Below are 14,640 nucleotides of genomic sequence, written 5' to 3' on the forward strand. Positions count from 1 at the left end.
CGCATGTTGTTTAAAAGGGGAGATGGCTCGTGAAACGCATCCTGTTTGCCGCTTTATTGCTTGCCATTGTTTTGGCCGGATGCAGCCCATCTTTCATTTTTGGCAATGAAGAAGCAGCGCCAAGGGTGCCGCCGGCTGTGGCCGATTATAATGTCCCGCCGAACTTTGTGCCGGATGCGCTCGTGGTCACCGCAATAGGAGATTCGTTGTCCCAGGGTGTCGGAGATGTAGAAAATGAGGGCGGTTATGTCGGCCGTGTTTCATCGGCCATCAGCGAATGGCCCGGAGTCCAGGGGACCATGATTGTAAATACCGCGAAAAGGGGCCGCAGAAGCGACCAATTGCTTGCGCTGTTTCAAAAAGGGGAGCTCGCCGGCCCTTTAGCCGAGGCAGATTACGTAATGATGACGATCGGCGGCAACGATATTATGAAAATCGTCAAACGGGACCTGTTCGAGTTGAACCTCGAAGCGTTTATGGATGAGCTGGTCTTGTATGAAAGCCGCTATCAGAACATCTACGCGGCGATCCGTTCTTTCAATCCCACGGTGCCGATCGTTGCGCTTGGCATCTACAACCCTTTTTCACTGGTGACGGATGAAGTCGAGGAGTTTGACGAGATTATTGACTCTTATAACGGTACAATGGAAGAAATTACGGAAAATGATCCGATGGCTTGTTTCGTGCCGGTAAGCGACTTGTTCACCGGGAACGATAACCTTGTCTATCATACCGATTTCTTCCATCCTAATAGCAAGGGCTATCAATTGATGAGCGAGCGGGTGCTGGAACGGATGGAGGAATGCGGCTTCAGTTTCCCGGAGTAAGGAAGTGACAATGAATGAACAAATGGCGAGCGGCTTTTTTGATATCCCTCGGCTTGAATATAATTGCCATACTGGGCTTTTTCCTGATCATCACCATTCCGGCGCAGGGGCATAACCTGGACAAGTCGTCGGCGATGAAGATTACAGAGGCGGACGGGAACTCCCTGGTCGTCAACGTGACAAAAGAGGATTTTGAAGGCATTGCGAACACGTATATCCAAAAGGAAATGGACCGGTCGCCGGTGCCGCTGGCGCTGGCGGTCAACGGTGATGTCAGCTTGTCCTCGGAACTCGAAGTATTCGGCGTGAAGCTGCCGATCCTGCTGCGGTTCGACCCGTTTGTCCAGGAAGACGGCAATCTTCTGTTAAAGCAGAAATCAGTGGAAGTCGGCATGCTCGATATCCCGCCGGAATCGGCATTGAAGATGCTGCGTGATTCGGTGGAGCTGCCTGATTTTATGGAAGTTCTGCCGAAAGAAGAGCATGTGCTGCTGAAATTGACGGAAATTCCTTTCGAGGAAGGCATATCTATCCAAGCGACCTCGTTCGATCTGAAAGAGGACGATATCCGGCTAAGGGTTACAATTCGACAATAAAAAGGGAGCGATTGGATGATGACAGAAAAAGCGACATTTGCAGGCGGCTGTTTTTGGTGCATGGTCAAGCCATTTGATTCGTATGATGGCATCGAAAGCGTGGTAAGCGGTTATACGGGAGGGCATGTGCCGAATCCGACGTACGAACAAGTCTGCTCCGAAACCACCGGCCATTATGAAGCGGTGCAGATCACTTTCCAGCCTGAAGTGTTTCCGTATGAAAAGCTGCTGGATGTATTCTGGTCTCAGATCGACCCGACAGATGAAGGCGGCCAGTTTTTCGACCGCGGGCAATCCTACCAGACGGCTATTTTCTATCATAGCGAAGAACAGCGCATTGCAGCGGAAAAGTCGAAAAAGGAACTTGGGGAATCAGGGAAATTCGATAAGCCGATCGCTACCAAGATATTGGAAGCCAAGCCGTTTTATTTGGCAGAAGATTACCATCAGGACTATTATAAGAAAAACCCGGCTCACTATAACCGCTATTCAGTCGGTTCCGGCAGAGCGGGATTCATAGAAAGAAATTGGGGTGGATGAATATGAAAGAGGATCTGAAAGCGAAATTGACGCCGATGCAGTACCATGTGACCCAGGAAAACGGCACGGAACCGCCGTTTCAGGGCGAGTATGACCAGCATTTCGAAGACGGCATTTATGTCGATATCGTCTCTGGAAAACCGCTGTTCAGCTCAAAGGACAAGTTTGACGCACATTGCGGATGGCCAAGTTTTGCCAAGCCGCTCGAAGATAGCGAGATCAAAGAAAGCTTTGATACCAGCCACGGCATGAGACGCACAGAAGTGCGCAGCGCCACGGCTGATTCCCACCTGGGGCATCTGTTCCCGGATGGGCCATCATCGCTCGGCGGGCTCCGCTATTGCATCAATTCGGCATCGCTCCGTTTCGTGCCGAAAGACCAGCTGGACGCGGAAGGGCTTTCCCAATACAAGCAATTATTTGAATGACAAACGGCCCGGGCTGCGCTCCGGGCTTTTTGCTTCCCGTAAGGAGGATGGAAAATGGACCGTTCGTTTTACCAATTTGCATTGCAGTACAGGGGGAAACTGGTCCCGGACGACTTTTCGCGCTTTGCAGAAGCTATGTTTCTGGACCATAGCTTCCCGAAAACAACCCGGGATTTCGAGAAGCTCTCGCGCTATATTGAAGAGAAAGCGCATCCCCACATCAAAGCATCCACATTCGATGCCATGTGGGACGAATATGTGCAGCTTTAAGGGTATGCGTTGCACATGAAAGAAAAAAACAGTATGATTAGAACGACTAAAATAAAGTGAGGTTTTCAAATGAGCGTTCATATTAATGCTAAAAAAGGCGATATCGCTGAAACAATCCTGCTTCCGGGCGACCCGTTGCGCGCGAAGTACATTGCAGAGACTTTCCTGGAAGACGCAGTCCTGTACAACGATGTCCGGAACATGTTCGGCTATACCGGTACATACAAAGGCAAGCGCATTTCTGTGCAGGGAACTGGAATGGGTGCCCCTTCGATTTCAATTTACATCACGGAATTGATGAACGAATATGACGTAAAAAAACTGATCCGCGTAGGCACTTGCGGTTCAATTCACAAAGATGTCAAAGTTCGTGATGTCATCTTGGCCCAAAGCGCTTCTACAGATTCGAAAATGAATGAAATCATTTTCGGCGGCATCGATTATGCGCCGACTGCCGATTTCGATTTGCTTTTGAAATCCTACAACGCGGGCGTTGAAAAAGGCTTGAACTTGCGTGTGGGCAATGTCTTTACGGAAGATGTCTTCTATAACGACTATGCGGAGCACGAAAAATGGGCGCAATACGGCATCCTAGCTCTAGAAATGGAGTCCGCTGCGCTTTACACATTGGCTGCAAAATACGGCCGCCAGGCATTGTCGATCTTGACAGTCAGCGACCACTTGCTGACAGGCGAAGTGACGACATCGGAAGAGCGCCAAACGACGTTCAACGACATGATCGTCGTAGCCCTCGAAGCTGCAATCCAAGAATAAAAGGCCAAAAGACTGTTGCTGCAGTCTTTTTCTTTTAAATCTTAATAAAAGCTTGTAAAATCAAGACAGCATGAACGGCATAAACGAAAGTGGTGAAAGTAATGGATGAAAAACACCCAGGCGAAGGCCACGAGCCGGCATCGCCTGTTGAAGAAAAGCCCGCCCATTTTATCCGGATGAAGACATTCTATTTTATTATGCTTGTGTTCACCCTGATTTTATTTACCGCAGGATTGACTGTTTTTGCGCTGACGTTCGGCGATGAAAAAGCAGTGGAAGTGAGTTCTCCGGAGCGGAGGGAATTTGAAAAACTTTACGCAGCGTACGATCAGCTGAAGCAGGAATACTATGAGGATGTTGACAACGAACAGCTGGTCAATGGCGCAATAAACGGCATGATCGAATCATTGGATGATCCGTACTCAGACTATATGAACCAGGAGGAAGCTTCTCAATTCCTTGAGGGGATCTCTTCCAGTTTTCAAGGCATCGGAGCGGAGATTCAGGAGCGCAACGGCTATATCAATATCGTAACGCCGATCAAGAATTCACCTGCTGAAAAAGCCGGCCTGAAGCCGGGCGATACGATCACGGAAGTCGACGGGGAAAGCATCCAAGGATTCAGCGCTTCTGAAGCCGTCATGTTGATCCGCGGCGAAAAAGGGACGGAAGTTACATTGACCGTCCAGCGCGGTGAAATGGCAGATCCGATCAAAGTGACGATTGTCCGGGATGAAATTCCGATTGAAACGGTATACGCTGAAATGATCGGCGATAATGTGGCCCATATCCAAGTCACGAGCTTCTCGGAAAATACGTACGAAGAATTGCTTGGAGCCATTTCCGATATGGAAGAACAGGGCATGGAGGCAATGGTCATGGATGTCCGCCAGAATCCTGGAGGTCTCTTGACCACGGCCCTCGATATCTCCAGCTTGTTCATCGATGAAGGCGAAGAGTTGTTCGAAGTGCAATCGAAAGGCGAAGAACCGGAAATCTACATGTCTTCTCCTGGCACAAAAGTGAAAGTGCCTGTCACTTTATTGATTGACGGCGGCAGTGCTTCTGCTTCTGAAATCCTGGCAGGGGCTATGAACGAGTCCGGAGACGTCAAACTTGTCGGCGAAAAAACTTTCGGCAAAGGGACCGTTCAGACAGCGAATGATATGGAAGACGGCTCGAACCTGAAATTCACGACTGCCAAATGGCTCACGCCGGACGGCAATTGGATCCACGAAAAAGGGATCGATCCGGATGTCAAAGTGGCTTATCCGGAATACGCATCGTTGCCGGTGCTTGACACCTCGGTGGAATTGAAAAACGGTTCCACTTCGGAGCAAGTCAAGACGGCTGAACAAATGCTTGATGCCCTCGGATACGAAGTCGGCAAAGTGGACGGCGTATTCGAAGAAACGATGACCGAAGCAGTTGAGAAGTTCCAGGAAGACAAAAAACTGGAACCGACCGGCATCGTCAAAGAAGAAACGGCTTTTGCCATCATGGATGCTCTTCGTGTGAAAATTGAAGAAGATGATCCACAGCTTCTCGAAGCGAAGAAAATCGTTATGGAAGAAGCCGGCATTGCAGCTGAGCCTGCAAAAGAAGAAGAGGCTGAAGAACCTAAAGAGTAACAGGACAAGCCCGCGGAAGCGGGCTTTTTCTTTCGAATGGATAAAAGGAGGGGTTTGCATGATTGATGTATATTTGTTCAGCGGATTTTTGGGAAGCGGCAAAACCACGCTTCTGAAGCACATGATCCAGCAGGCTAAAGAGGCCGGCTTGAAACCGGCCGTATTCATGAATGAACTGGGCGAGATGAATTTCGATTCGGAAGCAGTCGAAGACGGCGTCCCTTTGAAAGAGCTGCTCGACGGCTGCATCTGCTGTACCGGTTCGGAAAAATCCGAAGCCCAGATCCAGACGCTGCTGGCAGAGGAAGAATTTGATGTGTTGATGATCGAAACCACAGGAGCAGCCCATCCGGTTGAAGCGCTGGATGCCATCTTTTCGCCGCTTTTCGCCGACCGCCTCCATTTCAAGGGCATCGTCACGGTCGCAGACAGCAAACGCTGGCTCGGCCGCAGCCAGCTGTCGCCTCAGGTCCGTTCGCTATACCTGGAACAGATTCGGCATGCCGACCTGATCCTTGCCAATAAGATGGATTTGTTGTCGGAGGCCGAACAAGGGACAGTATCCTACGAAATCCAGTCCCTTAATCCTTCCGCACAGATTATACAGACGGTCAAAGCGAAAGTGCCTTTTGCCGCATTGCAGAAAATGGCCGCCAGAGAAAAAGGGGAAATTGAAAAAGCCCCGGTTTCCAAATTGAATCTGAATGCTGTCGTCCTTCAATTCAGCGAACCCGTCAAACGGGAGCGTTTCGAAGACTGGCTGCGGGAACTGCCTGAGAGCGTATACCGCATCAAGGGCTACGTACCGCTCGAAGGCGACAAATACCCCCACGCTTTCCAATATGCGTACGGCATGGCACAATGGCTGCCGGAATACATGAAGCTTGAGCCGCAGATCGTAGTCATCGGAGAGAATCTTCAAGGGGTGGAATTGCCATGATCGAAGCTTACCGAAAACTATGGGCGAACCGATCCGGGACCGAAACGATCGGCAGCCAGGAAGAACTGGAGAAAAAGATCCAGATCGAATTGGATGATGAACTGACGCATCCGCGGGTCCGGAAACCAAAAGCGGAAAAGCTGGAGCTTGCCCTCCGGCGCATCCGCGAATCGGAGCTGCCGGAAGAGGACAAAGCAAGCTTGTCAGCCCTCTACAAGAAAATCGCGGCACGCTGAAAAAAAGCCAGAATTGAAAAAGGAAAGTCCGGAGGCGGAAGCCCGGACTTTCCTTTTTTTGTTGTCGGTATTTTTTGCCGAACCTCATTGCATAGCCATCTTCTTTTGAATTGCCAAAAGCCGGATCGATAGTGTAGCTGCCCCGGCGGTGAGTCCGGCAATCAGGCCGATCCAATAGCCGAACGCTTCAAAGCCAGTGAACGAAGCAAGCAGGTAGCCGACCGGCAGACCGATGACCCAATAAGAGATCAATGCCATAACAAAGGTGATATTGACGTCCTTATAGCCGCGCAGCGCGCCTTGGACTGGGGCCTGTATGGCATCTGACAGCTGGAACAAGGCGGCGAAGACCAGAAACTGGACGGCGAGCGCAATAACCTGCGGATCAGACGTGTAGAGCCGGGCAATAGGTTCTCTCATGAAAAACAGGATGCAGGCAGATATAAAGCTGAAGCCGACAGCGGCCGCCACACTGAGCCAGCTGTATTGCCGGGCATCGCCGAAACGGCGTGCGCCGACTTCAAAACCGACGAGGATCGTAGCGCCCATCGATATGCTGAGCGGCAGCATATACAAGAGCGAAGTGAAGTTGATCGCAATCTGATGCGCAGCTATTGTGATGGTGCCATATGTACTCATCATCAGCGTGACAGCGGAGAAAATGCTCGTTTCGGCAAACAGTGAAATGCCGATCGGAATGCCGATCAGGCAAATTTCCTTGAAGCGGGCAAAAGAGGCACGGGCCCAGTTTTTGAATATCCCGAATTCCTTGAAGGGCTGCAACGATTGGATGATCCATGCTGCGATGAACAAGACAATCCAGTAGGTGATGGCAGAAGCGTAGCCGGCCCCTGCGCCGCCGAGTTCAGGGAAGCCCCAGTTTCCGAAGATTAGCAAGTAATTGAAAAAGACGTTGATCGGAGCGGACAAAAGCGAGATGATCATGGAAATCCGCGTCGAGCCGAGTGCGTCGATATACGAGCGAAGTGCGTTATAGACGAACAAGGGCACGGCTCCAAAGCTTAGGGCAAAGATATATTCTTTGGCGACGCCGGCGACCGCTGGCTCCAGATCCATGATGCCGATCAGGAAATCGATGGCGGTCAGGAAAAAGATGAAAACAAGGAGACCGAGGAAGATGGCCAGGTAAATCCCTTGCTGCACGGCGTCTTTTACTTCATTTTTTCTTTTGGCACCCATCAATTGTGCTACAATTGGAGTAATGGACATCAAGATTCCGGCCAGCCCGATATATACCGGGAACCAGAATGATGAGCCGATCGAGACACCTGCCAGATCTTCAGTGCCATACCGCGAAGTCATATAAATATCAAAGAATGTGACCAGGTACATCGCAATCTGCGTTACGAGAATCGGAAAAGTGATTTTCAGGAGCATCTTGAGTTTCTCTGGTCTGGTTTTAGTTTCGAACATATTCAATTCCTCCATTAATGCCATGCAATGCAAACAAATATAACCAATTATAGCATAGAAGAAGGCGCACAGAACGCCGCGCCCGAAAGAAGCTGGCGCAATATCCATAGAAGAGAGTAGGATTTAAGTGATGAAAAAACGTACGATTTTATTGACAGGCGGGGGAACTGCCGGGCATGTCTCCTTGAACCAGGCCTTGATCCCGGAATTATTGAAAATGGATTTTAATGTAGAGTATATCGGATCGAAAGACGGAATCGAAAGCGAACTGATTCCCGATTCGTTCCCTGAAGTGCCGTACCATCCGATTTCAAGCGGCAAATTGCGCCGTTATTTCTCGGTCAAAAATTTTACGGATCCTTTCCGTGTAGGAGCCGGCCTGCTGCAGGCGATGCAAGTCATCCGGAAGACAAAACCGGCTGCGATTTTCTCGAAAGGCGGATTCGTGTCGGTTCCGGTCGCCATGGCCGGGAAGATCCTGTCGATTCCGGTCATCATCCATGAGTCGGATGTCACGCCGGGGCTTGCGAACCGGATTGCTATGCCGTTTGCCAACCATATCTTCACGGTCTTTACGGAAACGCTCAAGCACGTTCCGAAAGAAAAGTCGACTTGTACCGGTTCGGTGATCCGCAGTGAGCTGATGGACGGTTCAGCGGCAAAAGGTCGGGAAATCTGCCATTTCGAAAACGACCTGCCGGTATTGATGGTCATGGGCGGGAGCCAAGGATCGGCTATGATCAATGATGCGATCCGGACCAATCTCTCGGAACTCGTGAAACAATACAACATCATCCACCTTTGCGGCAAAGGCAATATCGACGAGACGCTTGTCGATGTGCCGAATTATTGCCAATTCGAATACGTCACGCATGAACTTTCCCATTTGCTGCACATGACCGATTTTGTGGTATCACGGGCCGGTTCCAATTCGATCTTCGAATTCCTGGCATTGAAAAAGCCGATGCTGCTGATTCCGCTTTCACGGCAGAAAAGCCGCGGCGACCAATTGCTTAATGCCCGGCTGTTCCTGCAGCAAGGATTCGCGCATGTCGTGGAGGAAGAAGAACTGACGCCGGAGCGCTTTCTGGCCGAAATGCAGAAATTGCACATGGATGAAGACCTGCTTATCGAAAATATGACGCGTGCAGAGCCGCCGAAGACCGCTTATGAAATGGCGAAACTGGTGGCGGCGCATACTAAGAAAAATTAGAGGTGAAGGGCAATGGAATTAGAGTTATTGAAAGTCCATGGATCGATGAATACGTTTTACCTGCTTGAGGCAGAAGAGCATGAAAGCCACAGCCGGCTTGCGGTTGAGCTTTGCAGGCAGGATGGATCAGCCGATGGCCTGCTGCTGGTTGCTCCTTCCCTAAGGGCCGCAGCCAAGATGCGGGTCTTTAACCGGGACGGCTCAGAAGCTTCGATGTGCGGCAACGGGCTTCGCTGTGTCGCCCGCTACGTCTGTGAACGGGACGGCATTGAAGAGGCGGTGATCGAAACGAAGAAAGCAGATCTTCATGTGAAAAAAGAACCGGTTCTGGAAGATGGCATCGAAATGTATGCGGTCGAGATTTCACCGGTATCATTCCGTCTGGAAGATTTGCCGATGGCCTATGGAAATCATAGCGAATGGATCTTGAAGCCCTTGCCGTTCATATCGGCGGATATCCCTTTTACAGCGGTGGCAGTTCCGAATCCGCATCTGATCGGCATCGTGCCGGCTGACATGCAAAAGGACAGCAGCCACCAAAAAGAGTGGGCAGAACTTTTTAACGGACCGAACGAGTATTTCGCAGACGGCGTCAATGTCAGCTATGCCAGCGAGGCGGGAGACGGCATATTCGTCAGAACGTTCGAACGCGGCGTCGGGTTTACGAATGCCTGCGGCACTGCGATGACCGCATCTGCCTTGGTGAGCTGCCTCGCAGGCATCGTGCCTTACGGCGAAGTGGCAGTGTACAATCCGGGCGGCATGGTCAAATGTTATGTCCTGCAAAAAGGCGGCAGCTTTGAGCTCCGTTTGACCGGCAATGCGACGTATGTGTCCAAGCACAGCTTCCTCTGGGAAGAAGGTACAGGGGAAGGCCGCTTCACCGCTTCCGATGAACTCGGCGAGCAGGCGCACTATGAAAAATTCATCGAACAGGTTTCAGCTATCACCCATCAATTCGTTTAAATAGAAAAGAGAGATGTGTATGTTAGGACCATTTACGAAGATGCAATTGGATATGCTGTACGGCAAGTCTGACAGTTTGGTCTATTACATGAGGCGTGACGGGGAGACCTATATTTATGAATACATCAACCCGGCGTGCATCGCTGTATTCGGGAAGGACTTGACCGGTGAAACGCTCGATGCCATCATGCCGGCCCATCTGGCGACGGACATCAAAGGACAGTATTGCATTGCCCTGGACACCGATGCGCCGCATGTTTACCGGGACTACAATCTGTTCAGCGAAAACAATGAGACCAATGAAACCCTTTTGACGCCGATCCGCAGCGGAAGCGACGTGTTCATGCTGGCGATATCGAAGAACGTCGCCAAGCAGAAGAAAGTGGAAGAAGAATATTTGTTCTACCAATCGCTCGTCCAGAACTCGGTCGACCCGATGCTGATGATCACTTCCGACCTGGTGATCTTCGATATGAACCTCGCCTATTCCAATAGTTTCGGTGCTGCCAAAGAGGAATGGGTCGGCAAGCCCTACAGTTCGCTTCCATTTGTCGATTCCCGGACTTTCCGCCAAGTCGAAGCGGAACTTGACAGTTTCAAATCCGGAAATGCCGCCAAATCGATGGTCATCAAACGCAACAAGAAGGATGGCACGGCAGCGACGTTTTCCGTGAACTACTCCCCGATCAAGGAACAGGGGGAAGTGCGGGCGTTCCACATCGTGCTGCGCGAATTGACCAATGAAGTGCAGTTGAAGCAGGAGCTTGAAAAAACCGAGCACATCCTTGAAAGCTATAAAGATGCGCTGAATTATGCAGCGTTGGTGGCCATTTGGGATCCGGCCGGGACCATCCAGTTTGTCAACGACAATTTCAAAGGGACGACCGGCTATGAAAGGGAAGACCTGCTGGGAGAACATATTTCGAAGATCGGCAAAGCGGTCATTTCGGAAGAACAGTACAATGCCATCAGCCAGACGGTTTCTTCCGGAAAAATTTGGCGCGGCGAATTGAAAAGCCTGAAAAAGACCGGCGAATTTTTCTGGATCGATACCACGATCATTCCATTGTCTGAACGGGACGGCGGTGCGGAACAGATGCTCGCCGTCATGTTCGACATCACCGACCGCAAGGAATTGGAGGAGAAACTTCACTTCATGGCCTATCACGACAGCCTGACGAAGCTGCCGAACCGCCTGTCGATCGTCAAGAAGTTTGTCGAGATGAAAAAAGAGGCAGACGCCAAAGGCCAGCAGATGGCCGTCGTTTATATGGACGGGGATGATTTCAAGCAGGTAAACGACCAATATGGTCATGACGTCGGAGATGAATTCATCTACCGGTTCGCGCAATCCATCCAGGACAGCATCCGCAAACAGGATATTGTCGCCCGAGTCGGCGGCGATGAGTTCATCATCGCCTTGGCAGGGCTTGACCCTGCCGGCGCGGAGGAGCAGATCGGCTACATCGTCCAGCGCATCCGGAACGGATTGGCGGCAGGGTGGGAAATCGACGGCATCCATTTTGCGCCGACGGCTACAATGGGCGCTTCGACATATCCGAAGCAAGGGCAGACGTTGGATGAATTGGTTACAAAGGCGGACCAAGCACTTTATCTGGCCAAACGCAACGGCAAGAATTCCCTGCTTTTCTATTCAGATGACCTTATAGAAAACGTGTAGCGGCGCATTTTCAGGAACGTTTTGGCAATGAAAGCGCTTTAATGGAATCGGAATGAATCTTTTCGCTCAAAAGCATTGTTTTTTTTACTGGAAGTAGTAAGATTGATATGGAAATTTGTTCTCCAAACCTTGAGCCCCTTCCGCTTTATGTCTAGTGGGAGGCGTGATAAAATATGGAAGATACACATATAACAAAAGTGACTGCCGTAAGGCAATAAGTTGGAGGTTATTAAATGTCTACCAATTATTCAGAAGAAAAATCACCTTGGAGTTCGATTACAGGGCCGAACCTCGGCTATGTGATGGAAATGTACGAACTGTTCCAAGAATCGCCGGAATTGCTGGATCCGGAATTTGCTGAGCTCTTCAGACAATACGGTCCGCCGGTCGATGCGTTGCAGCAGCCATCAGCGGCTGCAGGACCCTCGGCAGCACCTGCTGTGGACTCGAATAAATTCGGCAAAGTCCTCGCAGCCATCCAATTGGCTGAAGCGATCCGCGCCCATGGCCATCTTGCTTCAGATATCTATCCGCTGAACGACCGTCCGAAGGACACGTCGCGCTTGGAGCCATCGGCATACGGGTTGACAGACCAGGACTTGAAGGAAGTGCCGGTATCGCTGCTTCTAGCTGAAGCCCCGAAGGACATCACCAACGGACTTGAAGCGATTTCTTATTTGAAATCCCTTTATACCGATAAAGTCGCTTTTGAATTCTCGCACATCGTGCAGCCGCAGGAGCGGAACTGGCTGCAGGCCAAAATCGAAGCGGGTGAAGTCAAGCCTTCATTAGCTGCCGATGAGAAAAAGGAAATCTTGAACCTTCTGACACACGTGGAAGGATTCGAAAAATTCGTCCACCGCACATTCGTCGGACAAAAACGCTTCTCCATCGAAGGTGTGGATTCGCTTGTGGTTCTCATCGACGAATTGGTTCGGCAGTCCGAGACAAAAGGTACAGAAAAAATCATGATCGGGATGGCTCATCGCGGTCGTTTAAATGTGCTTACGCATATCCTGCGCAAGCCGTATGAAATGATGTTTGCCGGATTCGCCCATGTCGGCGACGAAGCCTTCCTCCCGGAAGACGGTTCGGTGAAAATCACCAAAGGCTGGTTCGGCGATGTGAAATACCATATGGGTGCAGCTTACACTTCGCCTAAAGGGACGAACATCAAATTGGCCTACAACCCGTCGCATTTGGAAATTGTCAGCCCGGTCGTTGCCGGCCAGACCCGTGCAGCGCAGGAATTGACATCCAAAGCAGGCATCCCTGAAATCGATGCAAAGAAAGCGTATGCCATTCTTGTGCACGGCGACGCAGCTTTCCCGGGCCAGGGTGTCGTAACGGAAACCTTGAACTTCAGCCGGATCCGCGGCTACCAAACCGGCGGATCGATCCACATCATTGCCAACAACTTGATCGGTTTTACGACTGAACAATATGATTCGAGATCCACGCATTATTCTTCTGATCCGGCCAAAGGATTTGAAGTGCCAGTGATCCACGTCAACGCTGACCATCCGGAAGAAGTGGTGGCTGTTGCCCGCCTGGCATTCGAATACCGCGAGAAGTTCGGCAAAGATATTCTTATCGACCTGATCGGCTACCGCCGTTATGGCCATAACGAAATGGACGAGCCGCTCGTTACAAATCCGATGATGTACCACGGAGTCCATAATCACGGGACAGTTCGTGAACTCTACGGCAAGCAATTGGCATCCGAGAACGTTTTGACGGAAGAAGAAGTGAAAGCGCTCGATGCAGATACGCAAAAAGAAATGCAGGCAGCATATGACCGGGTAAAAGAAAACAAAACAGATGACGATTTGAAACTTGAGATTCCGGAAGCGGTATTGAACGGTTTCCCGGAAATCCAGACAGGCGTCGGCCGCGACGCGCTCGAAAAAATGAACGCAGAACTTCTTTCATGGCCGACCGGCTTCTCTGCATTCGGTAAATTGGCACGTATTCTGAAGCGCCGTGAAGATCCGTTCAACGGCAAAGGCAAAATCGACTGGGCGCATGCCGAAACATTGGCATTCGGAGCCATCCTGCAGGAAGGCACGCCAGTCCGCCTGACTGGCCAGGATGCACAGCGCGGAACATTCGCGCATCGCCACCTGGTGCTCCATGATGAAAAGACCGGCGAACAAATGGTTCCGCTGCACCATATCTCAGGAGCGAACGCTTCATTTGTTGTCTACAACAGCCCGCTCAGCGAGTCATCTGTACTTGGATTCGAATACGGATACAACGTTGAAAACGACAAAGCGCTTGTCCTTTGGGAAGCACAATACGGCGATTTCGCCAATATGGCCCAAATGATGTTCGACCAGTTCATTTCTGCCAGCCGCTCGAAGTGGGGCCAGAAATCCGGACTTGTCATGCTCTTGCCGCACGGCTACGAAGGACAGGGGCCGGAACACTCCAGCGCACGCCTGGAACGCTATCTGCAAATGGCAGGCGAAAACAACTGGACGGTCGCCAACCTTTCAAGCGCCGCCAACTATTTCCACATTCTTCGCCGCCAAGCGAAAATGCTTGGAGAAGAAGCTATCCGTCCGCTGATCATTGTCACGCCGAAATCGCTCCTTCGCCATCCGCTAGTCGGAGCCGAAGTGGATGATTTGGCTGAAGGCCAATTCCAGACTGTGATTGAGCAGCCGGGAATGGGCACGAAAGACAAGAAAGTGGAACGCATTCTCTTTGCCAGCGGCAAAATGGCCATTGATCTGGCTGAGCGGGTAAAAGACGGCAAAGGCTTCGACTGGGCGCACATCGTCCGCGTGGAGCAATTGTATCCGTTCCCTGCTGAGAAAATCCAGGCGATCGTGGACCGTTACCCGAATGCAAAAGAATTGGCGTGGGTCCAGGAAGAACCGCAAAACATGGGTTCTTGGACGTTTGCAGAACCGTATCTGCGTGAAATCGCAGCCGGCAAAGATGTGGCTTATTATGGCCGCATCAAACGTTCGAGCCCTGCAGAAGGCGACGGAGAAGCGCATAAAGTGGAACAGGCGCGCATTTTGGATGAGGCGCTTACCAATAAAAAATAATAACGTGACAGCAGCCAGTCTTTCGGGCTTGGCTTGAGATAGACC

The 14,640-nt window shown here is 50.8% G+C and carries 14 protein-coding genes; 13 read left to right on the forward strand and 1 reads right to left on the reverse strand.

Translation table 11 applies throughout. From position 1 onward, the window contains the following. Nucleotides 1–29: 29 nt before the first annotated feature. The 9 genes from ACTL32_RS13075 (at nt 30) to ACTL32_RS13115 (ending at nt 6,242) form a co-directional block, all read left to right on the forward strand. On the forward strand, nt 30–827 hold the full coding sequence (locus ACTL32_RS13075; protein WP_441341893.1) for a GDSL-type esterase/lipase family protein: 798 nt from the start codon (nt 30–32) through the stop codon (nt 825–827). Nucleotides 828–841: 14 nt separating this feature from the next. Continuing rightward, entirely contained in the window at nt 842–1,423 is a 582-nt protein-coding gene (locus ACTL32_RS13080) for a YpmS family protein (RefSeq protein WP_441341894.1), read from the forward strand. Nucleotides 1,424–1,438: 15 nt separating this feature from the next. Continuing rightward, nucleotides 1,439–1,963 carry a peptide-methionine (S)-S-oxide reductase MsrA gene (gene msrA, locus ACTL32_RS13085; RefSeq protein WP_441341895.1) on the forward strand — a complete coding sequence of 175 codons (525 nt, stop codon included), beginning with the start codon at nt 1,439–1,441 and terminating at the stop codon, nt 1,961–1,963. Further along, on the forward strand, nt 1,960–2,391 hold the full coding sequence (gene msrB, locus ACTL32_RS13090) for a peptide-methionine (R)-S-oxide reductase MsrB (RefSeq protein WP_441341896.1): 432 nt from the start codon (nt 1,960–1,962) through the stop codon (nt 2,389–2,391). Before msrA ends, msrB begins: the two co-directional genes overlap by 4 nt. A 54-nt stretch (nt 2,392–2,445) precedes the next feature. Then, a complete protein-coding gene (locus ACTL32_RS13095; protein WP_441341897.1) occupies nt 2,446–2,661 on the forward strand; it encodes a YozE family protein in 216 nt (71 codons plus the stop codon). A gap of 69 nt (nt 2,662–2,730) precedes the next feature. After that, nucleotides 2,731–3,435: a purine-nucleoside phosphorylase gene (gene deoD / locus ACTL32_RS13100; protein WP_204892259.1), complete on the forward strand. Its 705-nt coding sequence runs from the start codon at nt 2,731–2,733 to the stop codon at nt 3,433–3,435. Between the two features lie 101 nt (nt 3,436–3,536). Beyond that, on the forward strand, nt 3,537–5,066 hold the full coding sequence (locus tag ACTL32_RS13105; RefSeq protein WP_441341898.1) for a S41 family peptidase: 1,530 nt from the start codon (nt 3,537–3,539) through the stop codon (nt 5,064–5,066). Between the two features lie 58 nt (nt 5,067–5,124). Then, nucleotides 5,125–6,006 carry a CobW family GTP-binding protein gene (locus ACTL32_RS13110; protein ID WP_441341899.1) on the forward strand — a complete coding sequence of 294 codons (882 nt, stop codon included), beginning with the start codon at nt 5,125–5,127 and terminating at the stop codon, nt 6,004–6,006. Next, complete coding sequence (locus tag ACTL32_RS13115) at nt 6,003–6,242, forward strand: hypothetical protein (protein WP_441341900.1); 240 nt, start codon at nt 6,003–6,005, stop codon at nt 6,240–6,242. The genes ACTL32_RS13110 and ACTL32_RS13115 overlap by 4 nt, the downstream gene beginning before the upstream one ends. 84 nt (nt 6,243–6,326) lie before the next feature. On the opposite strand, the gene ACTL32_RS13120 is transcribed toward ACTL32_RS13115, so the two are convergent. After that, nucleotides 6,327–7,676, reverse strand: a complete 1,350-nt coding sequence (locus tag ACTL32_RS13120) for an MATE family efflux transporter (protein ID WP_441341901.1) — start codon at nt 7,674–7,676, stop codon at nt 6,327–6,329. A 130-nt stretch (nt 7,677–7,806) separates the two neighbouring features. Between ACTL32_RS13120 and ACTL32_RS13125 the strand changes: the two genes are divergently transcribed. The 4 genes from ACTL32_RS13125 (at nt 7,807) to ACTL32_RS13140 (ending at nt 14,595) form a co-directional block, all read left to right on the forward strand. After that, entirely contained in the window at nt 7,807–8,889 is a 1,083-nt protein-coding gene (locus ACTL32_RS13125; RefSeq protein ID WP_441341902.1) for an undecaprenyldiphospho-muramoylpentapeptide beta-N-acetylglucosaminyltransferase, read from the forward strand. Nucleotides 8,890–8,901: 12 nt separating this feature from the next. Next, on the forward strand, nt 8,902–9,855 hold the full coding sequence (gene dapF / locus ACTL32_RS13130; RefSeq protein WP_441341903.1) for a diaminopimelate epimerase: 954 nt from the start codon (nt 8,902–8,904) through the stop codon (nt 9,853–9,855). Between the two features lie 19 nt (nt 9,856–9,874). Then, nucleotides 9,875–11,536: a sensor domain-containing diguanylate cyclase gene (locus ACTL32_RS13135; protein ID WP_441341904.1), complete on the forward strand. Its 1,662-nt coding sequence runs from the start codon at nt 9,875–9,877 to the stop codon at nt 11,534–11,536. A 233-nt stretch (nt 11,537–11,769) separates the two neighbouring features. Then, nucleotides 11,770–14,595: a 2-oxoglutarate dehydrogenase E1 component gene (locus tag ACTL32_RS13140; RefSeq protein ID WP_441341905.1), complete on the forward strand. Its 2,826-nt coding sequence runs from the start codon at nt 11,770–11,772 to the stop codon at nt 14,593–14,595. The last annotated feature ends 45 nt before the right edge of the window (nt 14,596–14,640 follow it).

The organism is Planococcus sp. FY231025, from assembly GCF_052078085.1.
Taxonomy (GTDB): domain Bacteria; phylum Bacillota; class Bacilli; order Bacillales_A; family Planococcaceae; genus Planococcus.